Annotated in this window: 21 protein-coding genes and 1 pseudogene; 12 read left to right on the top strand and 10 right to left on the bottom strand. The window is 72.3% G+C overall.

What is annotated here, in order from left to right:
• Positions 1–46: 46 nt before the first annotated feature.
• The 4 genes from AC07DA_RS34015 (at position 47) to AC07DA_RS34000 (ending at position 3,009) form a co-directional block, all read left to right on the top strand.
• On the top strand, positions 47–727 hold the full coding sequence (locus AC07DA_RS34015) for a helix-turn-helix transcriptional regulator (RefSeq protein WP_479132078.1): 681 nt from the start codon (positions 47–49) through the stop codon (positions 725–727).
• Positions 724–1,704, top strand: a complete 981-nt coding sequence (locus AC07DA_RS34010; RefSeq protein WP_479132077.1) for a pyridoxal-phosphate dependent enzyme — start codon at positions 724–726, stop codon at positions 1,702–1,704. The genes AC07DA_RS34015 and AC07DA_RS34010 overlap by 4 nt, the downstream gene beginning before the upstream one ends.
• A 61-nt stretch (positions 1,705–1,765) precedes the next feature.
• On the top strand, positions 1,766–2,125 hold the full coding sequence (locus AC07DA_RS34005) for a cupin domain-containing protein (protein WP_479132076.1): 360 nt from the start codon (positions 1,766–1,768) through the stop codon (positions 2,123–2,125).
• A gap of 182 nt (positions 2,126–2,307) precedes the next feature.
• Positions 2,308–3,009, top strand: coding sequence for an SDR family oxidoreductase (locus AC07DA_RS34000; protein WP_479132075.1), 702 nt, complete (start codon positions 2,308–2,310; stop codon positions 3,007–3,009).
• Here the strand turns inward: AC07DA_RS34000 and AC07DA_RS33995 are convergent, their stop codons facing one another.
• Together AC07DA_RS33995 and AC07DA_RS33990 are read right to left on the bottom strand one after the other, a co-directional pair.
• Positions 3,010–4,368, bottom strand: coding sequence for a vWA domain-containing protein (locus AC07DA_RS33995; protein ID WP_479132074.1), 1,359 nt, complete (start codon positions 4,366–4,368; stop codon positions 3,010–3,012).
• Positions 4,365–5,222: an AAA family ATPase gene (locus tag AC07DA_RS33990; RefSeq protein ID WP_479132073.1), complete on the bottom strand. Its 858-nt coding sequence runs from the start codon at positions 5,220–5,222 to the stop codon at positions 4,365–4,367. Before AC07DA_RS33990 ends, AC07DA_RS33995 begins: the two co-directional genes overlap by 4 nt.
• 157 nt (positions 5,223–5,379) lie before the next feature.
• Here AC07DA_RS33990 and AC07DA_RS33985 point away from each other — a divergent pair, with 157 nt between their 5' ends.
• Complete coding sequence (locus tag AC07DA_RS33985) at positions 5,380–5,952, top strand: TetR/AcrR family transcriptional regulator (RefSeq protein WP_479132072.1); 573 nt, start codon at positions 5,380–5,382, stop codon at positions 5,950–5,952.
• Between the two features lie 37 nt (positions 5,953–5,989).
• On the opposite strand, the gene AC07DA_RS33980 is transcribed toward AC07DA_RS33985, so the two are convergent.
• Together AC07DA_RS33980 and AC07DA_RS33975 are read right to left on the bottom strand one after the other, a co-directional pair.
• Positions 5,990–7,303, bottom strand: a complete 1,314-nt coding sequence (locus tag AC07DA_RS33980; protein WP_479132071.1) for an FtsX-like permease family protein — start codon at positions 7,301–7,303, stop codon at positions 5,990–5,992.
• A 3-nt stretch (positions 7,304–7,306) separates the two neighbouring features.
• A complete protein-coding gene (locus AC07DA_RS33975; RefSeq protein ID WP_479132070.1) occupies positions 7,307–8,092 on the bottom strand; it encodes an ABC transporter ATP-binding protein in 786 nt (261 codons plus the stop codon).
• 159 nt (positions 8,093–8,251) lie between these two features.
• Between AC07DA_RS33975 and AC07DA_RS33970 the strand changes: the two genes are divergently transcribed.
• Positions 8,252–9,046, top strand: a complete 795-nt coding sequence (locus tag AC07DA_RS33970) for an SDR family NAD(P)-dependent oxidoreductase (RefSeq protein WP_479132069.1) — start codon at positions 8,252–8,254, stop codon at positions 9,044–9,046.
• Position 9,047: 1 nt separating this feature from the next.
• On the opposite strand, the gene AC07DA_RS33965 is transcribed toward AC07DA_RS33970, so the two are convergent.
• The 6 genes and pseudogenes from AC07DA_RS33965 to rhaI all read right to left on the bottom strand — a co-directional run bounded on the left by AC07DA_RS33965 (position 9,048) and on the right by rhaI (position 16,763).
• The gene (locus tag AC07DA_RS33965; RefSeq protein ID WP_479132068.1) at positions 9,048–9,683 is read right to left on the bottom strand and encodes a LutC/YkgG family protein; all 636 of its coding nucleotides are present in this window, start codon (positions 9,681–9,683) and stop codon (positions 9,048–9,050) included.
• A pseudogene (locus tag AC07DA_RS33960) lies at positions 9,680–11,181 on the bottom strand (LutB/LldF family L-lactate oxidation iron-sulfur protein). Before AC07DA_RS33960 ends, AC07DA_RS33965 begins: the two are co-directional and overlap by 4 nt.
• Positions 11,178–11,933: a (Fe-S)-binding protein gene (locus AC07DA_RS33955; RefSeq protein WP_479132066.1), complete on the bottom strand. Its 756-nt coding sequence runs from the start codon at positions 11,931–11,933 to the stop codon at positions 11,178–11,180. The pseudogene AC07DA_RS33960 and the gene AC07DA_RS33955 overlap by 4 nt, the downstream one beginning before the upstream one ends.
• Before the next feature lie 68 nt (positions 11,934–12,001).
• Complete coding sequence (locus AC07DA_RS33950) at positions 12,002–13,390, bottom strand: rhamnulokinase (RefSeq protein WP_479132098.1); 1,389 nt, start codon at positions 13,388–13,390, stop codon at positions 12,002–12,004.
• A 56-nt stretch (positions 13,391–13,446) separates the two neighbouring features.
• The gene (locus AC07DA_RS33945; RefSeq protein ID WP_479132064.1) at positions 13,447–15,486 is read right to left on the bottom strand and encodes a bifunctional aldolase/short-chain dehydrogenase; all 2,040 of its coding nucleotides are present in this window, start codon (positions 15,484–15,486) and stop codon (positions 13,447–13,449) included.
• A 116-nt stretch (positions 15,487–15,602) separates the two neighbouring features.
• Complete coding sequence (gene rhaI / locus AC07DA_RS33940) at positions 15,603–16,763, bottom strand: L-rhamnose isomerase (protein WP_479132063.1); 1,161 nt, start codon at positions 16,761–16,763, stop codon at positions 15,603–15,605.
• A gap of 284 nt (positions 16,764–17,047) precedes the next feature.
• Here rhaI and AC07DA_RS33935 point away from each other — a divergent pair, with 284 nt between their 5' ends.
• The 6 genes from AC07DA_RS33935 to AC07DA_RS33910 are packed head-to-tail and all read left to right on the top strand — an operon-like array spanning position 17,048 to position 23,488.
• Positions 17,048–18,565, top strand: a complete 1,518-nt coding sequence (locus AC07DA_RS33935) for a sugar ABC transporter ATP-binding protein (RefSeq protein WP_479132062.1) — start codon at positions 17,048–17,050, stop codon at positions 18,563–18,565.
• Complete coding sequence (locus AC07DA_RS33930) at positions 18,562–19,602, top strand: ABC transporter permease (protein WP_479132061.1); 1,041 nt, start codon at positions 18,562–18,564, stop codon at positions 19,600–19,602. Before AC07DA_RS33935 ends, AC07DA_RS33930 begins: the two co-directional genes overlap by 4 nt.
• A complete protein-coding gene (locus AC07DA_RS33925) occupies positions 19,595–20,590 on the top strand; it encodes an ABC transporter permease (protein WP_479132060.1) in 996 nt (331 codons plus the stop codon). The genes AC07DA_RS33930 and AC07DA_RS33925 overlap by 8 nt, the downstream gene beginning before the upstream one ends.
• 29 nt (positions 20,591–20,619) lie before the next feature.
• Entirely contained in the window at positions 20,620–21,705 is a 1,086-nt protein-coding gene (rhaS, locus tag AC07DA_RS33920) for a rhamnose ABC transporter substrate-binding protein (RefSeq protein WP_479132058.1), read from the top strand.
• Positions 21,706–21,725: 20 nt separating this feature from the next.
• Positions 21,726–22,046, top strand: a complete 321-nt coding sequence (locus AC07DA_RS33915; RefSeq protein WP_479132057.1) for an L-rhamnose mutarotase — start codon at positions 21,726–21,728, stop codon at positions 22,044–22,046.
• A gap of 17 nt (positions 22,047–22,063) precedes the next feature.
• The gene (locus AC07DA_RS33910; RefSeq protein WP_479132056.1) at positions 22,064–23,488 is read left to right on the top strand and encodes a BNR repeat-containing protein; all 1,425 of its coding nucleotides are present in this window, start codon (positions 22,064–22,066) and stop codon (positions 23,486–23,488) included.
• Positions 23,489–23,570: the final 82 nt, after the last annotated feature.

Raw genomic sequence — 23,570 nt, 5'->3', positions numbered from 1 at the left:
GGGGGTCGGTGAGAGGTCCGGGAAGGACCCGGTGAGAGGAGATGGCATGGCCACCGCGCCGGACGCCGAACGCGACGCGATCCTCGCCGCGCTGACGCCGGTGGTGCACGGCATCGCCGCGACCTTCGGCCCGGTCTGCGAGGTCGTGCTGCACGACTACCGGGACCCCGGGAAGTCGGTGGTCGCCGTGGCCGGATCGGTGACCGGCCGGACGGTGGGCGGTGCGATGAGCGAGATCGGCATGCGCGTCCTCGCGCACGGCGACGAGGCGGCCGACGAGCTGAACTACGTCACCCGCGCCCGGAACGGGACGGTCGTGAAGTCCTCCACGATGGTGCTGCGCGACTCGGCCGGAGCCGTCTTCGGCGCCCTCTGCGTCAACGTGGACGTCAGCGCGATCACGAAGGTCCACGACCTGCTCGGCGCCCTCGCCGGAGCCGGCTCCGCCCCGGCCGAGCTGCCGGTCACCACCTTCGGCAACGACATCGACTCCGTGGTCGACGCCCTCGTCGACGCCCACCACACCCGGCAGCGGGGCAGCTGGCCCGAACTCGGCCGCGAGGAGCGCCTGGAACTGTTCGACGGGCTGGACGCGCGGGGTGTCTTCGCCGTGCGCGGCGCGGTCGAGCAGGTCGCCGCCCGGCTCGGCATCTCCCGCGCCTCCGCCTACCACTACCTCGCCCGGGCCCGGGCGGCCCGCGACACCTCCCCTGGAGAGCACTCGTGACGACCACCACCCCACCGGTCACCGTCGACGACGTCCGGGACGCCGCCGCCCGGCTCAAGGGCGTCGCCCACCGCACGCCCGTCCTGCGCTCGCGCACGCTCGACGCGCTGGTCGGCGCCGAGGTCCACCTCAAGTGCGAGAACTTCCAGCGCGCCGGCGCCTTCAAGTTCCGAGGCGCCTACAACGCCGTCTCCCGCCTGACCCCCGAGCAGCTGTCCCGGGGCGTCGCCGCCTACTCCTCCGGCAACCACGCCCAGGCCGTCGCCCTGGCCGCCCGCGAGCTCGGCTCCACCGCCGTGATCGTCATGCCCGAGGACGCCCCGCCGTCCAAGCGCGCGGCCACCGCCGGCTACGGCGCCGAGATCGTCACGTACGACCGCTACACCGGCGACCGCGTCGCCGTCGCCGAGGCCCTCGCCGCCGAGCGGGGCCTCGCCCTCATCCCGCCCTACGAGCATCCGCACGTCATGGCCGGGCAGGGCACGGCCGCTCTCGAACTCCTGGAAGAGGCGGGGGAGTTGGGTGCGCTGCTGACGCCGGTCGGCGGCGGCGGGCTGATGGCAGGCAGTGCCACGGCCGCCAAGGCCCTGCACCCGGGCATCCGGATGATCGGCGTCGAGCCGGAAGCCGGGGACGACACCCGGCGCTCGCTCCAGGCCGGGCGGCGCGTCAGCATCCCGGTCCCGCACACCATCGCCGACGGCCAGGCCCTGCACACGCCCGGGGAGCTGACCTTCTCCGTCAACAGGCGGCTCGTCGACGCGATCGCGCTGGTCGGCGACGACGAGATCCGGGAGGCGATGAGGTTCGCCTTCGAGCGCCTGAAGATCGTCCTCGAGCCGAGCGGCGCCACGCCCCTGGCCGCCCTCCTCACCGGACGGGTGGGCCCGCTGCCCCCGCGGGTCGGCGTGATCCTCTCCGGTGGCAACGTGGACGCGGAACGCTTCGCGGCGCTGTGCGGGCCGGGCGCTGCCTGAATGGCGTCGCGCGACGGCCGGACGGACGATGGAGGCAAACCCCTGACCGAGGAGGAGCGTCATGCTTGAGGTGAAGACGCTCGACAAGCCGGACGAGCGGCGTGACTACCCCCGAGGCCACCTCGAAGCCGTCCACCTGACCGGACTGGACTTCGCCGTGGCCACGTTCGAACCGGGCTGGCGCTGGTCGGAGTCGGTGGCCCCGATCGCCGGGACGGACAGCTGCCGGATCCACCACAACGGCTATGTCGTCTCGGGCCGTATGCACATCCGCATGGACGACGGCGCGGAGAGCGAGGTGGGACCCGGGGACGTGTTCGTCTGCCCGCCCGGGCACGACGCCTGGGTCGTCGGCGACGAGCAGTGCGTGGTGTACGACTTCGCGGGCAGCATGGCCAAGGAGTACGCCAAGAAGGACTGAGGTCCGTCCCCTGCCGAGAAGGCGGCCGTCACACGGTGACGGCCGCCTTCTCGCGCGCTCCCCGCCCCGCGGTCCGGTCCCTCGGCCGGGCTCCGCCCTTGCCCTGGGAAACCGATCGGTTTACGCTTCCGGGCATGGGAAACCGATCGGTTTCCCATCGAGGCAATGTGAGGGAGACTCCCATGACCGCCATCGAAGGTTCCGTCGCCCTGGTCACCGGCGGCAGCCGCGGCATCGGCCGCGCCCTGGTCGCGGGCCTGTACGAGCGGGGCGCGAAGAAGGTGTACGCCACCGCCCGCGACCCGCGTACCGTCACCCACCCCGAGGCCGTGCCGCTCGCCCTGGAGGTCACCGACCCCGCCTCCGTCGCCGCCGCGGCCGAGCGTGCCCAGGACGTCACCCTGCTGATCAACAACGCCGGTGCCTCGGTGAAGGCGAACTTCCTGGACTCGCCGGTGGAGGACGTGCGCCGCGAGTTCGAGACCAACTTCTACGGGCCGCTCCTGGTCACCCGGGCCTTCGTCCCCGTCATCGAGCGCAACGGCGGCGGCCACATCCTCAACGTCCACTCCGTGCTGTCGTGGATCGGCCTCGCCGGGTCCTACAGCGCCTCCAAGGCGGCCTTCTGGTCGCAGACCAACTCACTGCGCCTCGACCTCAAGCCGCGCGGCATCGACGTCACCGGCCTGCACGTCGGCTACGTCGACACCGACATGACCGTCGGCGTCGACGCCCCGAAGTCCACGGCCGGGAGCGTCGCGGCCCAGGCGCTCGACGGCGTCGCCTCCGGCGCCTACGAGGTCCTCGCCGACGACGTCTCGCGCCAGGTCAAGGCCGGGCTGGCGGCCGACCCGTCCGCCCTGTACCCGCAGCTCGCCGCCTGATCACACCGGCAGCAGCCGCGCCACCAGCGCGCTCAGCTGCCGGGCGGTGCGGCACTCGTGCATCTCGACCAGCTCGGCGTAGGCGGGCGCGACCGAGTCGCCGGTGCCCCAGCGGGAACGCTGCTCCGGGTTCAGCCAGTAGACGCGGCGGGCGCGTCCGGCGATGTGCCGCGCGGCCGGCAGATTGGGGTCGCCGCCGTTCGTGCGGGCGTCCCCGAGGACGAACACGGTCGTGCGCGGACCGGCCGCGTCGGCGTAGCGCTCCGCGAACTCGCCGAGGGCCGTGCCGTAGTCGCTGCTGCCGTGCCAGCCGGTGATCGCCGCCTGGTCCCGGATGCGGGCGCCCAGCCCCTCCGGATCGGCCCCGCCGTGCTCCAGCAGCCCGGTCACCTCGTCGATCCGGTTGACGAAGGCGAACACGCGCACCTTGCTGAACTGGTCGTGCAGCGCCTGTACCAGCAGCATCGTGAAGTCCGAGAACCCGGACACCGAGCCCGACACGTCGCACAGCAGCACCAGCTCGGGCCGGGCCGGACGCCGTCGGCGCAGCACCGGCTTCACCGGCACCCCACCCGTCGACAGCGAACCGCGCAGCGTGCGCCGCAGGTCGATCGTGCCCCGGGCCGCGCGGCGGCGTCGGGCCGCCAGCCGGGTGGCGAGCTTGCGGGCGAGCGGCCGCACCGTCCGGCGCAGTTCCGCCAGGGTGTCCCTGCCCGCGAAGAGGAAGTCGACCCGGTCGGCCGTCGGGGCGACCGCCCGCCGGGCGATCTCGTCCCGGCCGCGCCGCTCGGCGACCCGGCGCCGCGCCTCCGCCGCCACCAGCGCCCGGAAGGCCTCGATGCGCCGCCGCACCTCGTCCTCCAGCAGCCGGTCCGTGAAACCGGAACTCCCGCCCCCCGCGCGCACCTCGTCCCGGACCCGGGCCATCAGGGTCTGCGGCCGCAGCCGTTCCAGCGTCTGGTACGACGACCAGCCGTCCGACTCCGGCGAGGAGCCGTAACCGCCGAAGCCGTCGACCGCCTCGATCGCCAGCCGGCCCAGCATCGCCCGGTCGTCGGCGGCCAGCGCGGCCGCCAGCCGGTCGCGCAGCTCCTGCCGCCCGGCCGGCTCCTGCTCCGCGCTGCCGACCCCGCGCGGGAAGTACAGGTCGAAGACCGGATCGAACACCTCCCGCTGCCCGGTCCCGTGCAGCAGGGTCGCGGCGAGCCCCTCGCGCAGCAGGTCCCGGTCGGCCAGGCCGAGTTCCCCGATGGCCCGCGCCGCGTCCACCGTCTCACCCGTGCCGATCCGCACACCGTGCGCGCGCAGCGCCCCGACCAGGGACGTCAGCCGCTCGGCGACGCCCTCCGCCGTGGTCACAGCGCGTCCAGGTCGAGCTTGGCGGACGCCTTCAGGACGTCGTCCTGGTGCTTGAGGAGCACGCCGAGGGTGGCCCGCACGACCGTCTCGTCCAGCGTGCCGGCACCGAGCGCGAGCAGCGTGCGCGCCCAGTCGATGGTCTCGGCGACCGAGGGCACCTTGCGCAGGTCCATCGCCCGCAGCGCGCCCACGACCCGCACGACGGAACGGGCCAGCGCCTCGTCGAGCCCCGGCACCCTCAGCCGTACGATCCGGCGCTCCAGCTCCTCCTCCGGGAAACCGATGTGCAGGAACAGGCAGCGGCGGCGCAGCGCCTCGGACAGCTCGCGGCTCGCGTTGGAGGTCAGGACCACGAAGGGGCGGCGCGTCGCGGTGATCGTGCCCAGCTCCGGGACGGTGACCTGGAAGTCGCTGAGCACTTCCAGCAGCAGGCCCTCCACCTCGACGTCCGCCTTGTCGGTCTCGTCGATCAGCAGCACCTTCGGGTCGTCGCCCCGGATGGCCGTCAGCAGCGGCCGGGTGAGCAGGAACTCCTCGCCGAAGATGTCCGTGCGGGTCTCGTCCCAGGTCTCGTCCCGGCCGGCGCTGATGCGCAGCAGCTGCTTGGCGTGGTTCCACTCGTACAGCGCCCGGGACTCGTCGACGCCCTCGTAGCACTGGAGGCGGACGAGCCGCGCCCCGGCGACCTCGGCGACGGCCTTGGCGAGCTCGGTCTTGCCGACGCCGGCCGGGCCCTCCACCAGCAGCGGCTTGCCGAGACGGTCGGCGAGGAAGACGGTCGTGGCGACCGCGGGCGAGGCGAGATAGCCGGTCGTGGCCAGACGGGCGGAGACGTCGTCGACGGAGGTGAACACCGGAGCCTCCAGGGCGGGGCGGCGGGCAGGACGGTCAGGGCGATCCGAGCGCCTGTCCAAGCGCTTGTTCAGCGATGCTGTCACGGGGGCGGCACCGCGGAACAGGGGTAAAACCGATCGGTTTCCTCCGGGGCAGCGGCGCGGTAACCTCACCGGTATGGCCACCACCGACAAGGCGTCCACCAGGGACCGGCTCCTCGACGCGGCGTCCGAGCTGTTCTACCGCGAAGGCGTCTCCATCGGGGTCGAGACGCTGTGCCGGAGCGCCGGGGTCTCCAAGCGGTCCATGTACCAGCTGTTCGCCAGCAAGGACGAGGTCCTCGCGGCGAGCCTGGCCCGGCGGCTGCCGGAGTACGCCGCGCGGCTCGCGCCCGACGCGCGGGAACCCGAGCGGACCCCGCGCGAGCGGATCCTGGACGTCTTCGAGCGGCTGGAGAAGGGCGCGACCGACCCGGACTACCAGGGCTGCCCCTACCTCGCCGCACTCGTCGAGCTGAAGGACCCCGAGCACCCGGCGAGCGCGGTCGCCCGCGGGGCGAAGGAATGGATGCGCGACTACTTCCGCACCCGGGCCGAGGAGGGCGGAGCCCGCGACCCGGAGCTGCTCGCCCGCCAGCTGATGCTGGTCTTCGACGGCGCCAGCGCCCGGGCCGGCGCCGGGATCGAGACCCTGGACGGCCTGACGACGACGACCGCGGCCGCGCTGCTGGACGCGTCCGGGACGCGGTGAGGGGCGGCCGCCGCGGCGACCGCCCCCGACCCGCGCGTCACGCCGCCGACGTCACCGCCCGCACCGCCGGAGTGCGCAGCACCCGGCGGGCCGTCGCCAGACCCGTGCCGGCCGTCACCGCCGCCGCGACCGCCACGACCGCGAGCCACACACCGAGCATCTGCCCGGGCAGCACCCCGTCGGTGCGCACCATCGTGAACGGCACGACCCCCGCCAGCGCCGCCAGCGTGCCGCAGCAGACGCCGGTCACCATCAGGACCAGCCCTTCGGCCGCCACCATGCCCAGCACCTGCCGGGGCGTCGCCCCGGCGAGGCGCTGCTGCCCGAACTCCCGCCCGCGGTACGACGTCGCCGCGTACAGGGAGTTGACGAGCATGACGCAGACGAAGACCACGATGATGCCGACGACCGTGAAGTTGAGCGTCTCCAGGTTCTTCGCGTCGACCGACTTCACCGCGCCCGAGGCCGCCACGGCGTCGCTCTCCACCGCCTGCATGGTCAGCGTCGCCGTGGCGACGGCCGTGAACAGGATCAGCGACATCAGGATCCCGGCGAGTTCCGCGGCCCGCACGCGCAGGTTCCGCACCGCCAGCCAGCCGCTCGCCCCGCCGAGCGGGAGCCGGTCCAGCACCGCCGACAGCAGCCCCGGCGCGCGCAGCGCGCATCCGACGGACAGCAGGATCGCCCCGTAGGCGGGCGGCGCCATCAGCGCGGCGTCCGTCGCCGAGAACACGAACGTCGAGCTCACGGCGATGGCACCGGCCACCAGTGCCGCGTAGGCCAGGACCCTCCGGGCCCGGCCCGGCCGCTTCCCGCCGCCCGCCGTCGCGCGCCGCACCGCGAGGAACGCGGCGCCCGCGGCGGCGAGCAGCGTGATGCCGAAACCGGTCGCGCAGGCCACCGTCCCGAAGGAGTACCCGACCGACCGCGCGACCTGGCCGCTGTCCTGGAACACCGCCAGCAGCGCCCGTCCGCCGAGCATCGCCGGGCCGATCGCCGGCACGGCCCCCACCAGGGCCACCGCCACCGCCTCGCCCACGACCATCCGTTGGAGCTGCGCCGGAGTCGCCCCCGAGCGGCGCAGCAGCTCCATCTCGGCGGCCCGCTGCCGCACGTTCACCGTCAGCGTCGAGGCGATCGCGAAGAACACCAGCGCGGTGCCGTACCCGCCGACCACGCCCGCCGCCGTGGAGAGGGTCTGCGCGCTGACCGGATCCACGCCCGGCTGCCCCGCCGTGTCGTGCATCGAGTTGAACGTCATGATGATCGCCGCGCCCAGGAACGCGGACAGCAGCGTCGCGAGGAACCGCCCGGGCCGCTGCCGGACCGAGCGCATGGCCAGCACGAACATCCCTCACACCCCCGCGGCCACGTCGTCGCCCAGGTGCGCCAGCCGCTCGGCGACCGCGTCCGCCGTCGGGGCGTCGAGCCGGCCCGCCAGGCGGCCGTCCGCGAGGAACAGCACGGTGTCGGCGTAGGAGGCGGCGACCGGGTCGTGCGTCACCATCACCACCGTGCGGCCGTGCACCCGCACCGCCTGCCGCAGCAGATCGAGCACGTCCCGCGCGCTGCGCGAGTCCAGGGCGCCCGTCGGCTCGTCGGCGAAGACCACCCGCGGCTCGGTGACCAGGGCCCGGGCGATCGCCACCCGCTGGCGCTGGCCGCCGGAGAGCTGGTCCGGCCGGTGCCCGAGCCGGTCACCGAGCCCCAGGGACGTCAGCACCTCGCGCACCCGCCGCCGGTCCACGCGCCGCCCGGCCAGCTTCAGCGGCAGCACCGTGTTCTGCGCGACGGTCAGCGTCTCCAGCAGGTTGTACTGCTGGAACACGAAGCCGATCCGGCCGCGCCGGAACTTCGTCAGCTCGGCCTCGCCGCCGCCCGTCAGCTCGGTGCCGTCCACCCGGACGATCCCGCTGTCGGGCCGGTCCAGGCCCGCCGCGCACTGCAGCAGCGTCGACTTGCCGGAACCGGACGGTCCCATGACCGCCGTGAACGTGCCGCGCCCGAGCCCGAGCGTCACCCCGTCCAGGGCGGTCACGGCGCTGCCGGCGCTCCCGTACGTCTTGGTGACCTCGACCAGCCGCAGCGCCTCCGCGGCGGGCTCGGGGTCCTGGTGCTGCCGTGGGCCGGTGCGGATCATCTCGTCGTCCCCCTTCGTCCGACACGCCCTGTGTCTCGCCCTCGACGCTACGGAGGAGGGGGGCGTGACCGCACTGGCCGCAGAACCCGTATCGCGGGGTGTACTCAGCGACACCCCCCGGGTACTCGATCACCCCCGAACGGAAAGGGCTGACTCGGCATGCAGATCGATCTGAAGGGCCGCACCGCTCTCGTCACCGGCTCCACGCAGGGCATCGGCGCCGCCATCGCCACGGGCCTGGCCCGGGCGGGCGCCCGGGTGGGCGTCAACGGCCGTTCGCCCGCGCGGGTGGAGGAGGCCGTGGAACGCCTGCGGGGCGAGGCCCCCGGTGCCGACCTGGTGCCCGTCGCCGCCGACGTGACCGGCGACGAGGGCGCCCGGCAGGCGGTGGACACCCTGGGGCAGGTGGACATCCTCGTCAACAACCTCGGCATCTTCGAGTCCGCCGACCCCCTGGAGATCAGCGACGAGGAGTGGCTGCGCTACTTCGAGGTGAACGTGCTGTCCGCGGTGCGCCTGACCCGGCTCGTCCTGCCCGGCATGACCGAACGCGGCTGGGGCCGCGTCCAGAACATCGCCAGCGACTCGGCGGTCGTCGTCCCCGCCGAGATGATCCACTACGGCATGTCCAAGACCGCCCTGCTCGCCGTGAGCCGGGGCTTCGCCAAGCAGGCCGCCGGGACCGGCGTCACGGTCAACTCCGTCATCGCCGGGCCGACCCACACGGGCGGCGTGGAGGACTTCGTCTACCAGCTCGTGGACCGCGACCTGCCCTGGGACGAGGCCCAGCGCGCCTTCATGCGGCAGCACCGGCCGCAGTCGCTGCTGCAGCGGCTGATCGAGCCGGAGGAGATCGCCCACATGGTCGTCTACCTCGCCTCCGACCAGGCCTCGGCGACCACGGGCGGCGCCCTGCGCGTCGACGGCGGCTACGTCGACTCGATCCTGCCCTGAGTCACGCCCGGCCCACCAGGATCACCTCCAGCGTGCGCGGTCCGTGCACCCCCTCGACCCGGTCCAGCTCGATGTCACTGGTCGCCGAAGGGCCGGAGATCCAGGTCAACGGGCGCGCCGGGTCGAGGCGTTCGAGCCCCTGCGGCACGGACGACACGACTTGCTCCGGCACCCGGACCACACAGACGTGATGGTCCGGCACGAGCGTGATCCGGCGCCGCCCCTGGTCGGGCGAGCCGTCCAGCACGATCGTCCCGGTCTCGGCGATCGCCACCGCACAGGCCGTCACGACGCTGTCCACCCGGTCGAGTTCGTCCGCGGTGCTCTCGGCCCGGTCGGCCACGCGCGTCACCCCGGTCGCCGCCAGCCACCCCTCGTCCAGCCCCGGCGGCACCAGCACGGAGGCCGATCCGTGCTGCTCCAGCAGCCCCGCGATCAGCCCGGCCAGTCCGGCCTCGTCCGTGCGGTGCACGATCGCCCGGTAGTCGGCCAGGTTCTCGGCGAGCAGCTCCACCGTCTCCGCGACGGTCCGCGTCCCGTGCTCGCGCAGGTAGTCCCGCGCGATCGGCGTCTCGTCGGCGGGCGCGTCCGCGAGCGCCCGCCGCACCCGGCCCAGGATCCGTTCCCTGCTGTTCACTTCGCCCCGTCCTTCCCGCCGCGCGTGCGCTGCCACCAGTCCCGGAACGGCTCGGCCGGCACCGGCGGCAGCTCCCGGGACCCGCTCCACGCCCGGCCGGGGCCCGGCAGGGTACGGGGATGGAAGCGGCGGGTCCGGGAGGCGGCGCGCTGGCCGGTGCGCAGGGCGCCCGGGTGCGTGAACGCCCAGCGGGCCGCGCGCATCGCCGCCCGCTCCGCGGCATGGCCCTTCGCCGGCCGCAGCACCACCCGGTTGCCCTCCCGGGTGACCTCACCGCCCTCGACGACCCGCTCCCGCAGGTGCACCAGCACCTCGGGGATGTCGATGGCGACCGGGCACACCTCGTAGCACGCCCCGCACAGCGAGGACGCGTACGGCAGCGAGGCGTCGATCTCGCTGCCCGTGCCGCGCAGTTGGGGGCTGAGGATCGCGCCGATCGGGCCCGGATACACCGAACCGTAGGCGTGGCCGCCGGCCCGCTCGTACACCGGGCACACGTTCAGGCACGCCGAGCAGCGGATGCAGCGCAGGGCCTGCCGGCCGACCTCGTCGGCGAGGGTGTCGGTGCGGCCGTTGTCCAGCAGCACCAGGTGGAAGGTGCTCGGCCCGTCGTCGTCCCTCGTGCCGGTCCAGGTGGAGGTGTAGGGGTTCATGCGCTCGGCCGTCGAGGAGCGGGGGAGGGTCTGCAGGAACACCTCCAGGTCCCGCCAGGTCGGCACGATCTTCTCGATGCCGACGACGGAGATCAGGGTCTCGGGCAGGGTCAGGCACATCCGTCCGTTCCCCTCGGACTCCACGACCACGAGCGTGCCCGTCTCGGCGACCATGAAGTTGGCGCCGGAGACGCCGACCTTGGCCCGCAGGAACTTCTCCCGCAGGTGCAGCCGGGCCGCCTCGGCGAGTTCGGCGGGCGTGTCGGTCAGGCCCTCGGGGGCGGGGCGGCCCCACGCGCTCATCTCCCGGGCGAAGATGTCGCGGATCTCGCCCCGGTTGCGGTGGATGGCCGGCACCAGGATGTGCGAGGGGCGGTCCTTGCCCAACTGCACGATCAGCTCGGCGAGATCGGTCTCGTAGGCGCGGATGCCCGCGGCCTGAAGCGCCTCGTTCAGCCCGATCTCCTGCGTGGCCATCGACTTGACCTTGACGACCTCGGACTCGCCGGTCATCTTCACGAGCTGGGTGACGATCTCGTTGGCCTCGGCCGCGTCGGCGGCCCAGTGCACGACGCCGCCGGCGGCCGTGACCGACTCCTCCAACTGCACGAGGTAGCGGTCGAGATGGCGCAGCGTGTGGTCCTTGATGCGCTTGCCCGCCTCGCGCAGCTCGGCCCAGTCGGACACCTCCGCCACGGCCTTCGCGCGCTTGGCGCGGATGGTGTGCGTGGCGTGCCGCAGATTGCCGCGCAGGGTCGCGTTGCCGACGGCCTCCCGCGCGGCCTGTGGGAACGCAGGGGGGCGGGTGGGGGAAACGCAGGCATCCCGACGAACGTTCCGCTCATAGGGCCGGTTCCTCCTCCGTGCTCGCCAGGATCTCCGCGAGGTGCACCGGCCGCATGCCGGTCCGCAGCCGGGCCATCGTGCCGCCGAGGTGCATCAGGCAGGAGTTGTCGGCCGCGCACAGCACCTCGGCGCCCGTCGACTCGGCGTTGCGCACCTTGTCCGCGCCCATCGCCGCCGAGACGTCGGCGTTCTTCAGCGCGAAGGTGCCGCCGAACCCGCAGCACTCGTCGGCCCCGGGCAGCTCGGCCAGTTCCAGCCCCTTCACGGCCCGCAGCAGCCGCAGGGGCCGCTCGCCCAGGCCCAGTCCGCGCAGCCCGTGGCAGGTGGGGTGGTAGGTCACCTTGTGCGGGTAGTACGCCCCGACGTCCGTCACGCCCAGCACGTCCACCAGGAACTCGGTGAGCTCGTACGTCTTGGGCACCACCGGCGCCAGCGTGGCCGCCAGGGCGCCCCCGCGCCCCTCGGCCCGGGCCCGCTCGCCCATGCGCGGGTACAGCTCCCGCACCATCGCCCCGCAGGACCCGGAGGGCGTCACGATCGCCTCGTACCCGCCGAAGACATCGGAGAAGTGCCGGGCGAGCGGCTCGGCCTCGTGGCGGTAGCCGGTGTTGTAGTGCGCCTGCCCGCAGCAGGTCTGCGCCATCGGGAAGTCGACCTCGACGCCCAGTCTGGTCAGCAGCTTCACCACGGCGCGGCCGGTGTCCGGATACAGCGTGTCGTTGACGCAGGTCAGGAACAGGGCGACACGCATCGCGGCTCCTCGGGGTCGATCATCGGATGAGTGCAGGGTAGTCCGGGCGCACGGCCCGGGGGAGGCCGTCAGGCCCCGGCGAGCCGGTCCCGCGCGGCGCGCCACCGCTCGGTGCCGCCGCGCGGTTCGTACCGGGTGAGCGGCTGCGTCCGGGCGAGCAGTCGCCGCGTTCCGGCCAGGTCGCCGACCAGTCCGTGTGCCCGTGCCTGCACGAGCACGTTCCCCAGGGCGGCCGCCTCGGTCGGCCCGGCCACCACCGGCAGCCCGCAGGCGTCGGCGGTCAGCTGGCACAGCAGCGCGTTGCGCGTGCCGCCGCCCACCACGTGGACGACGTCGACCGGGTGCCCGGCCAGCCGCTGCGCGTCGTGGACCGCCTCGCGGTGGGCCAGGGCGAGGGAGTCGAGGATGCAGCGCGTCACCTCGCCCGGGGTCCGGGGCACCGGCTGTCCCGAGGCCCGGCACGCCTCGGCGATCCGCTCGGGCATGCGCCCCGGCGCGAGGAACGCGGCGTCGCCCGCGTCCACGACCGACCGCAGCGCCTGCGCCTTGGACGCCTCCAGCAGCAGCCCGCCCAGGTCCGGGTCGCCCCAGGCCCGCACGCACTCCTGGAGCAGCCACAGCCCCATGATGTTGCGCAGGTACCGGACGGTGCCGTCCAGCCCCAGCTCGTTGGTGAAGTTGGCCGCCCGGCTCTCCTCGGTGAGGACCGGCGCGTCCAGCTCCAGACCGGCCAGCGACCACGTGCCGGTGCAGATGTAGGCGAACCGCTCGCCGGCCGCGGGGACGGCGGCGACCGCCGACGCCGTGTCGTGCGAGCCGACGGCCGTCACCGGCACGGGACCGGCCAGCCCCGTCTCCTGAAGGACCTCGGGCCGCAGCACCCCCGCCGGGTCCCCGGGCCGGCGCAGCGGCGCGAACAGCCCGAGGTCGATCCCGAGGCGCCCGGCGAGGCCGTAGGCCCAGTCCCGGGTGCGCGGGTCGATCAGCTGGGTGGTCGAGGCGTTGGTCAGCTCGGTGCCCTGCTCGCCGGTGAGCCAGTACGTCAGCAGATCCGGCATCAGCAACAGCCGCTTCGCCTGCGCGAGTTGGGCCGTGGAGCGGGCTGCGGTCAGCTGGTACAGGGTGTTGAAGGGCGCGTACTGCAACCCGGTGGCGGCGTACAGCTCCCGCGCGGGCACGCTCGCCCACACCTTCTCGGGGACGCCCTCGGTCCGCGCGTCCCGGTAGTGCACGGGGTTGCCGAGCAGCGCCCCGTCGGCGTCCAGCAGCCCGTAGTCGACGGCCCAGCTGTCGATGCCGACGGAGTCGACCTGCCCGGCCGCCCTCAGCCCCTCCAGGACTCCGGCGTACAGCGCGAGGACGTCCCACCGCAGCCCCTCGGGCACCCGCACGGGCCGGTTCGGGAAGCGGTGCGCCTCGGTGAGCTCCAGGCTGTCCGGACCGACGCGGCCGACCATCACGCGCCCGCTGGACGCGCCGAGGTCGACGGCGGCGTACGCCCTCACGTCCGCGCTCACCGCAGGAAGGCGGCCGCGACACCGGCGTCCACGGGGACGTGCAGGCCGGTCGTGTGGGTGAGGTCCCCGCCGGTCAGCGCGAAGACGGCGTTGGCCACGTGCTCGGGGAGCACCTCGCGTTTGAGGATGGTCCGCTGCGCGTAGAACTCGCCCAGCTTCTCCTCCTCGACCCCGTACACGGCGGCCCGCTGGGCGCCCCACCCTCCGGCGAAGATCCCCGACCCGCGCACGACGCCGTCGGGGTTGACGCCGTTGACGCGGATCCCGTGCTCGCCCAGCTCGGCGGCGAGCAGCCGCACCTGGTGGGCCTGGTCGGCCTTGGTGGCCGAGTAGGCGATGTTGTTGGGCCCGGCGAACACGGCGTTCTTCGAGGCGATGTAGACGATGTCCCCGCCCAGCCCCTGCGCGATCATCACCCGCGCCGCCTCCCGCGACACCAGGAAGGACCCGCGCGCCATGATGTCGTGCTGCAGGTCCCAGTCCTTCGCGGAGGTCTCCAGCAGCGGCTTGGAGATGGAGATGCCCGCGTTGTTGACCACGAGATCGACACCGCCGAAGGCGAGCACCGCCGCCCGGAAGGCCTCGGCGATCTGCTCCTCCTGCGTCACGTCGACCGTCACGGCGACGGCCTTGTCGGGGCCGCCCAGCTCCTCGGCGACGGCCTCGGCGTTTGCCGTGTTCAGGTCGGCGACGACCACGCACGCGCCCTCCGCCACGAGCCGGTGCGCGATGGCCTTGCCGATCCCGCTGCCGGCCCCGGTCACCAGCGCGACCCGGGTGGCGAGCGCCTTGGGCTTCGGCATCCGCCGGAGCTTGGCCTCCTCCAGCGCCCAGTACTCGATGCGGAACTTCTCCGACTCCTCGATCGGCGCGTACGTGGACACGGCCTCCGCCCCGCGCATCACGTTGATGGCGTTGACGTAGAACTCGCCCGCGACCCGGGCGGTCTGCTTGTCCTTGCCGAAGGAGAACATGCCGACCCCGGGGACCAGCACGATCGCCGGGTCGGCGCCGCGCATGGCGGGGGAGTCCGGCTCGGCGTGCCGCCGGTAGTAGGCGGCGTACTCCTCGCGGTACCCGGCGTGCAGCTCCTTCAGCCGCGCGAGCGCCTCGTCGAGCGGGGCGGTCGGCGGCAGGTCCAGCACCAGGGGCCGGACCTTGGTGCGCAGGAAGTGGTCGGGGCAGGAGGTGCCGAGCGCGGCGAGCCGCGGGTGCTCGGCGCTCGCGAGGAAGTCCAGGACGACCTCGGAGTCGTCGAAGTGCCCCACCTGGGGCCGGTCCTGCGAGGCGAGGGCGCGCACGTGCGGCGCGAGGGCGGCGGCCCGCTCCCGCCGCTCGGCGGCGCCCAGCGCCGCGTACCCCTCGATCACCGGCCCGAAGGGCTCCGCCTTGCCCCGCTCGGCGAGGAACCGCTCCGCGGTCCGGATGATGTGCAGCGAGTTGCGCTCGCACTCCTCGGAGGTGTCCCCCCAGGCCGTGATCCCGTGCCCGCCGAGGACGCAGCCGATCGCCTGGGGGTTGGCCTTCTTCACGGCGGCGATGTCCAGCCCGAGCTGGAACCCGGGCCGCCGCCACGGCACCCACACCACGCTGTCCCCGAAGCACTCGGCGGTCAGCTTCTCCCCGTCGGCCGCGCAGGCGAGCGCGATCCCGGAGTCCGGGTGGAGGTGGTCGACGTGCGCGGCCTCCACCAGCCCGTGCATGGCGGTGTCGATGGACGGCGCCGCCCCGCCCTTGCCGTGCAGGCAGTAGTCGAACGCGGCGACCATCTCGTCCTCGCGCTCCACCCCCGGATACACGTCGACGAGCGCCCGCATCCGGTCCAGCCGCAGCACGGCCAGCCCCGCCTCGGTCAGCGTCCCGAGGTCCCCGCCGGACCCCTTGACCCACATCAGCTCGACGTCCCCGCCGGTGACGGGGTCGGTCCCGACACCCTTGGCGGAGGCGTTGCCCCCCGCGTAGTTGGTGTTCCGTGGATCGGCCCCCAGCCGGTGCGACCGGGCGAGCAGGGCGTCGGCTTCGGGATGAACAGCCATGAACAGTTCCTTTTCCAGAGGGAGGGGGTGAGGTGCCTTCTTTTCAGGGGCGCGGGGAACGGCGCGGTCGACCACACGCGACCCGCACTCCGCGGATCACGGAACTCGGCGGACGCCTACGCACCCCACCCCGCCTGCTGCCCGCCCACCCGCTCGGCGACGATCTTCTCGGCCCACCCGGACCGCCGGTACGCGGCGAGCGGCTCGGGGTCCAGCCCCATCTCCTCGCGCACCTCCCGCAGCAGCGGCCGCACGTCCGTGTTGTACGCGTCCATCAGCACGGCGTTCGCCTCCAGCACGTCCCCCGCCCGCTGCGCCGCCGCCAGCGCGTCCCCGTCGACCAGCAGCGCCTTCGCCGTGGCCTCCTGCACGTTCATCACCGACCGGATGATCGCCGGGATCTTCGCCTCGATGTTGTGGCACTGGTCGAGCATGAACGCGACCTCGGGCGAGAACCCGCCGCCGCGCACCACCTCGTACATGATCCGGAACAGCTGGAACGGATCGGCCGCCCCGACCATGAGGTCGTCGTCCGCGTAGAACCGCGAGTTGAAGTCGAAACCGCCGAGCTTGCCCTCGCGCAGCAGCGTCGCCACGATGAACTCGATGTTGGTCCCGGGCGCGTGGTGCCCCGTGTCGACGACGACCCGGGCCTTGGGTCCGAGCTTCAGGCAGTGGGCGTAGGCGGTGCCCCAGTCCGGCACGTCCGTCGTGTAGAACGCCGGCTCGAAGAACTTGTACTCCAGCAGCATCCGCTGCCCGTCCCCGAGCCGCTCGTACACCTCGGCCAGTCCCTCGGCCAGCCGGTCCTGGCGGCTGCGGATGTCGTCCTGGCCGGGATAGTTCGTCCCGTCGGCGAACCACAGCTTCAGGTCCGTGGACCCGGTCGCGTCCATGATGTCGACGCACTCCAGCAGATGGTCCACGGCCTTGCGCCGCACCGCGGCGTCCGGGTGGCAGATGCTGCCCAGCTTGTAGTCGTCGTCCTGGAAGGTGTTGGAGTTGATCGCCCCGAGCCGCACGCCCCGGTCCTCGGCGTGCTTCGCCAGCGCCGCGTAGTCGTCGACCCTGTCCCACGGGATGTGCAGCGCGACCGTCGGGGCGACGCCCGTGAACTGGTGGACCTTCGCCGCGTCGTCCAGCTTCTCCTGCGGCGTGCGCGGAACGCCCGGCTGGGCGAACACCTTGAACCGCGTGCCGGAGTTCCCGTACGCCCACGACGGCGTCTCGACGGCCTGTGTCTGGAGAGCGGCCTTCGCCGCGGCGAGCTCGGTCACGTCAGAACTCCTGAGACATCGGGTCGCGACGGCCACGCGTGACGACCACTGAATGAAACGATTCAGGACGCGAAGCTATGGGCCCCCCGAAGGGGTGTCAACCCCTGCGGTGAAGACGTTTTCCCGTGACCAGGGCGTGACCTTCCCGGGCCGAAACTTTTTCGACCGGAACCCATTGACGTGACATGCGCCGCACGCCTAACGTCCCGGCAATCCAGTTGAAACCTTTCACGACGCCCACGACGCCGCGAGGCCGTCCCGCCGGCGTCGTCGAGGAGCCCCCAATGACCCACCCGTCCACCACGGGTACGGCCCCGGTCCTGGCGCTGAGGGACGTCTCCAAGTCCTTCGGGGCGGTCCGCGCCCTGCGGGACGTCTCCCTGGAGCTGTTCCCCGGGGAGGTGCACGCCCTGGCCGGAGAGAACGGTGCCGGCAAGTCGACCCTCATCAAGACGCTCGCCGGAGTGCACCGGCCGGACGCCGGCCAGGTGCTGCTCGACGGTGCGCCCGTCGCCTTCCACGGGCCCGGCGACGCCCGCGACGCCGGCATCGCCGTGATCTACCAGGAGCCCACGCTCTTCCCCGACCTGTCGATCGCCGAGAACATCTACATGGGCCGCCAGCCGCGCCGCGCGCTCGGCCGGATCGACCACAAGGCCACACACCACGCGACCGCCGAGCTGATGAAGCGCCTCGGCGTGGAACTCGATCCCGACCGTCCCGCGCGCGGCCTGTCCATCGCGGACCAGCAGATCGTCGAGATCGCCAAGGCCCTCTCCTTCGACGCCCGCGTCCTGATCATGGACGAGCCGACCGCCGCCCTCACCGGCAGCGAGGTCGCCCGCCTCTTCGGCGTCGTGCGCACCCTGCGCGAACAGGGCGCCGCCGTGCTGTTCATCTCCCACCGGCTGGAGGAGATCTTCGAGATCAGCCAGCGGGTCACCACCCTGCGCGACGGCGCCTGGATCGCCAGCGAGCCCCTGGCGGGCATGACCGAGGACGACCTCGTGCGCCGCATGGTGGGCCGCGACCTCGACGAGCTGTACCCGAAGCAGGAAGTCGAGCCGGGCGAGGTCGCCCTGAGCGTGCGCCGGCTGACGCGCGAGGGCGTCTTCACCGACGTCTCCTTCGACGTCCGGCACGGCGAGATCGTCGGTCTCGCGGGCCTGGTCGGCGCCGGGCGCACGGAGGTCGCCCGGGCCGTCTTCGGCATCGACCGCTGGGACGCCGGTGAAGTGACCGTCCAGGGCAGGCCCTTGGTCAACGGAGCTCCCTCCACGGCCATGGCCGCCGGTCTCGCCCTGGTCCCGGAGGACCGCCGCGCCCAGGGCCTGGTGATGGACATGTCCATCGAGCGCAACATCGGCCTCACCGGACTGCGCACGACCGTGAAGGCCGGGCTCATGGACCGAGGCGCCGAACGCAGCCGCTCCCTGGACTGGGCCGTCAAACTCCAGGTGAAGTACGCCCGGATCGCCGACACGGTCAACACGCTCTCCGGCGGCAACCAGCAGAAGGTCGTGCTCGCCAAATGGCTCGCCACCGGCCCGAAGGTGCTGATCGTCGACGAGCCGACCCGTGGCATCGACGTCGGCACCAAGGCCGAGGTGCACCGGCTGCTGTCCCAACTGGCCGCCGACGGCGTGGCCGTCCTGATGATCTCCTCCGACCTGCCCGAGATCCTCGGCATGGCCGACCGCGTGCTGGTGATGCACGAGGGCCGCCTCACCGCCGAGATCCCGCGCTCCGACGCCACCGAGGAAACCGTGATGGCCGCAGCCACCGGGAGGGCCGCCGCATGACGGTCGTGACCCCGCAGGAGGCCTCCGTGGCCGACGTGCCCCAGTCGAGCGGCACCCGCCTGGTCGACCGCGTCTTCAAGATGCGCGAACTCGCCATCCTCGTCGTCTTCCTGGTGATGATCGCCGTCACCCAGGCCGGCAACAGCGAGTTCCTCTCCGAGCAGGGCATCAAGGACCTGCTGCTGAACGCGACGATCCTCGTCCTGGTCGCCACCGGCCAGTCCCTCGTCGTCATCACCCGCAACGTCGACCTGTCCGTCGGCTCCACGCTCGGCATCAGCGCCTTCGCCGCCGGCACCTACCTCCAGGGCGGCGGCAACCCGGTCGTCGCGATCGCCCTGGCGGTCCTGCTCGGCGTCGGCTTCGGTCTGCTCAACGGACTGCTCGTCAGCCTCGGCCAGGTGCCCGCGCTCGTGGTGACCCTCGGCACGCTGTACATCATCCGCGGCATCGACTCCATCTGGGTCGGATCCCGCCAGATCACCGCGGCCGACCTGCCCGGCGGATTCGTCGACTTCGGCTCCGGCGGCATCTCCGCGGTGCCGTACCTGGCCCTGATCGCCCTGGCGGTCCTCGTCGCCACCGCCTACTACCTCAAGCACTTCGGCAGCGGCCGCGAGCTGTACGCCCTCGGCTCCAACCCGGAGGCCGCACGCCTCGCCGGCATCCCCGTGCGCAAGCGGATCCTCGCCGCGTACACCTTCTGCGGCGCCCTCGCCGGACTCGCCGGCGCCATGTACCTCGCCCGCTTCGGCAACGTCGACTCCGGCACCGGCACCGGCTACGAACTGACCGTCGTCAGCGCGGTCGTGGTCGGCGGTGTCGTCTTCACCGGCGGCTCCGGCAGCGTCTACGGCGCGGCCCTCGGCGCGCTGCTGCTGACCTCCGTCAACAGCGTGCTGCCCGCCCTCGGCGTCAGCTCCGTCTGGGTGCTCGCCATCAACGGCATCCTGCTCATCCTCGCCATCGCGGTCGACCGGATCGTCGCGCTGCGCGTGGCCTCCGCCCTGAAGAAGAGGAACGCCCGCCATGGCTGACATCTCCCTGAGCCGAGCGGTCCGCTGGGACACGGTCGTCGGCGCCCTCCTCGTCGTGGTCCTGCTGTTCTCCTTCGGCTTCGTCGACGGGTTCGGCAACGCGCTCAACCTGTCGTTCCTGATCGGCAACACGCTGCCCATCGCGCTGATCGCGCTGCCGATGACCCTGCTGGTCGTCTCCGGTGAGATCGACCTGTCGGTCGCCTCCACGGCCGGCCTGTCCGGAGCGGTGATGGGCGCCTTGTGGAACCAGGGCATGGCCATCGAGACGATCATCCCGATCTGCCTGCTGCTGGGCGTGGCGTGCGGGCTGGTCAACGGGCTGCTGGTGACGCGGCTGGGGCTGCCGTCGCTGGCCGTCACGATCGGCACGCTGGCCGCCTACCGGGGCATCGCGCAGATCGTGCTCGGCTCCGACGCGGTGACCGACTTCCCCACCCAGTACCTGGACTTCGCGGCCGGGCGCATCGGGAACACCTTCGTCCCGTACGCCTTCCTGCCGTTCCTCGTCCTGCTCGCCATCGCCGTCATCGCGCTGCACGCCACGCCGTTCGGGCGGTCGCTGTTCGCGACAGGGGCGAGCGAGGAGGCCGCCCGCTTCGCCGGGATCCGGGTCAGGCGGCAGAAGCTGATCCTGTTCACACTGACCGGTCTGATGGCCTCGCTGACCGGCGTCTTCTGGGCGCTGCACTACGCCAGCGCCCGCTACGACAACGCCACCGGTCTGGAACTGTCCGTCGTGGCGGCCGTGTTGCTCGGCGGTATCGACTTCGACGGCGGCAAGGGCACGCTGGGCGGCGCGATCGCCGGGGTGTTCCTGCTGGGGGCGCTGCAGAACGTGATGAGCCTCCAGGACGTCTCGGCGCAGTCGCAGATCGTCGTCACCGGCGTCCTGCTCGTTCTCTCCGTGCTCGGCCCCCGGGTCGTACGGCAGATCTCCACAGCGAGGGCGGGCCGCAGAGCCGCCTCCTCGACTCCCACCTCATAACCAGCCCTTCCTCGTAAAGGACGACAGCCATGCGCAAGACGACCCTCCGCCGCAGCTGCGCGGCGCTCGCCACCGCCACCTCGCTCGCCCTGGCGCTCACCGCCTGCGGCGGCGGCACCACCAAGAAGGACGTCGCGAACGAGGGCGGTTCCGCCGCCACCGCCGGCAAGGCCGACCCCGACGCCGAGCTGAAGAAGGGCCTGACCGTCGGCTTCCTGCCCAAGCAGGTCAACAACCCCTACTTCACCACCGCCGACAAGGGCGGCGAGAAGGCCCTGAAGGAACTGGGTTCCCGCTACAAGGAGGTCGGGCCGTCCAGCGCGACCGACACCGCCGGGCAGGTCTCCTACGTCAACACGCTCACCCAGCAGCAGGTCGACGCGATGGCCGTGTCCGCGCAGGACCCGGGCGCCCTGTGCACCGCGCTGAAGCAGGCCATGAAGAACGGCATCAAGGTCGTCACCTACGACTCCGACACCACCCCCGACTGCCGCAACGCCTTCGTCTCCCAGGCCTCCGCCGAGGACCTCGGCCGCACCGAGGTGCAGCTGCTCGCCCAGCAGATCGACTACAAGGGCGAGATCGCGATCCTGTCCGCCGCGCAGACGGCGACGAACCAGAACACCTGGATCGACTTCATGAAGGACGAGCTGAAGAAGCCCGAGTACAAGAACATGAAGCTGGTGAAGGTCGCGTACGGCAACGACGACGCCCAGCAGTCCTTCCAGCAGACCCAGGGCCTGCTCCAGGAGTACCCGAACCTCAAGGGCATCATCTCCCCGACCACCGTGGGCATCAAGGCCGCCGCCCAGTACCTGTCGGGCTCCAAGTACAAGGGCAAGGTCAAGCTGACCGGCCTCGGCACCCCCAACGACATGCGCAAGTACGTCAAGAACGGCACCGTCGAGGCGTTCGAGCTGTGGGACCCCGCCAAGCTCGGCGAACTGGCCGCACGGACCGCCGTCGCCCTGTCCTCCGGGCAGATCACCGGCAAGGAGGGCGAGACCTTCAAGGCCGGCGCCATGGGCGAGTACACCATCGGCGAGGACGGCGTGATCAGCCTCGGCAAGCCGACCGTGTTCGACGCCAAGAACATCGACCAGTTCAACTTCTAGTCATAACCGGAGGATCGTTGATGCAGCGCGTGTGCTTCCTGCTCAAGGTCCGGGCGGACCGCCTCGACGAGTACCGCGAGCGGCACGCCGCCGTGTGGCCGGAGATGCTGCGGGCCCTGTCGGAGACCGGCTGGCACAACTACTCGCTCTTCCTGCGCGAGGACGGACTGCTCGTCGGCTACCTGGAGACCGAGGACTTCGCCGCGGCCCGGGCCGGTATGGAAGCCACCGACGTCAACGCCCGCTGGCAGAGGGAGATGGCGCCGTTCTTCGAGTCGCTGGACGGCGCCCGGCCCGACGAGGCCATGAAACCGCTCACGGAAGTGTTCCACCTCGCCTGAACGATGGAGTTCATGAGATGCGCAGACGTACGTTGCTGGCCGCCACCCTCGCCGGGGCCGTGGTGACGCCCGCCCTCGCCTCCGGCACGGCCCGGGCCGCCGACCCGGGCCCGTCGGTCACCCGGACCGGCACCACCACCCTCGACAGCCAGGCCCTCTACTTCGTCTCCTACGACGGACTGGTCAACAACAACGCGTTCCAGAAGAACGGCCTGCTGACCTACAAGGGCTACCAGTACGCCGTCTGGTACACCGCCGACCGCAACGCCGTCGTCGGCCGCCGCGCTCTCGGATCGAGCACCTGGGCGACGGTGAAGGCCGGCCACACCCTGCGCTACAACGACTCCCACAACGTCATCTCCATGGGCGTCTCCAAGGTCGACGGCCGGCTGCACCTCAACATGGACTCCCACAGCGACGGCTTCACCTACGTCAAGTCGGCCGCCGGGCTGATGGACGACCCCGCAGGGCTGAGCTGGACCGCGAGCCGCTTCGGCGCACCCCAGTCCACTCTGGACGGCCTGGCGCTGACCTCGCAGTTCACCTACCCGCAGTTCATCTCCACACCGGAGGGCAGGCTCCAGCTCAGCTACCGCGTCGCCGTCTCCGGCAACGGCCGCAACGCCCTCGCCGAGTACGACGGCACCAGGTGGACCAACCTGGGGGAGTGGACGAGCTCCACCGGCACCTACACCAGCGAGCACGGCTCCTCCACCGCCCGCAACATGTACCTGCACGGCATCGACTACGACCGGGGCGGCCGGCTGCACTCCTTCTTCACCTGGCGCGAGCAGAACGGCGCCGTGATGTGCAGCAGCGGCGGCATCACCAACCACGACACCGGCTACGTCTACTCCGACGACCGCGGCCGCACCTGGCGCAACAACGCCGGCGCCGTCGTGGGCACCACCGGCGGCTCCGACAAGGTGTCCGTCACCGACGCCGGCCTGGTCGTCGACCCGCTCAACCCGGACCACTCCCTGATGAACCAGGAGAGCCAGTTCACCGACTCCGCGGGACGGCCACACGCGATCATCTCCTACGTCCCCGGCCGCTTCGGGCAGTGCACCACGAACTACGTCTCCGACCGGACCAGGAACGGCCGCGCCTTCCACGTCCGCAGGAACGCCTCCGGCACCTGGCAGAAGACGGAGATACCGGTCCCGCTCAACTCCAGCCAGCGCACCAAGCTGATCCTGGACAGGTACGACAACGCCTACGCGATCTTCCCCTTCGGCCGCATCGCCGGTGCCTCGGCGGCCTCCGGGTACACCGACTGGAGGATCCTGTTCGACGGCAGCGGCCTCAACGCCTTCGGCGAGGTCGTCATCGACGAGACCCGCGTCGCGCAGGACGGGGTGCTGTCCTTCATGTACCAGGAGAAGTCCAGCGGCACGACACCCTCGGCGCTGCACGTCGCCGACTTCCGGCTGCCCGCCTGACCGCGACCGGTTCCCGGGGCGGTGTGCCGGTAGTGTGAGGCCGCCCCGGCCGCCGCCCCCTCGTCTCCCTCTGGAGGTCCCT

This window comes from Streptomyces sp. NPDC044921 (assembly GCF_056432865.1).
The sequence above is the reverse complement of the archived record's forward strand: the minus strand, read 5'-3'. Positions and strand labels throughout refer to the sequence as shown.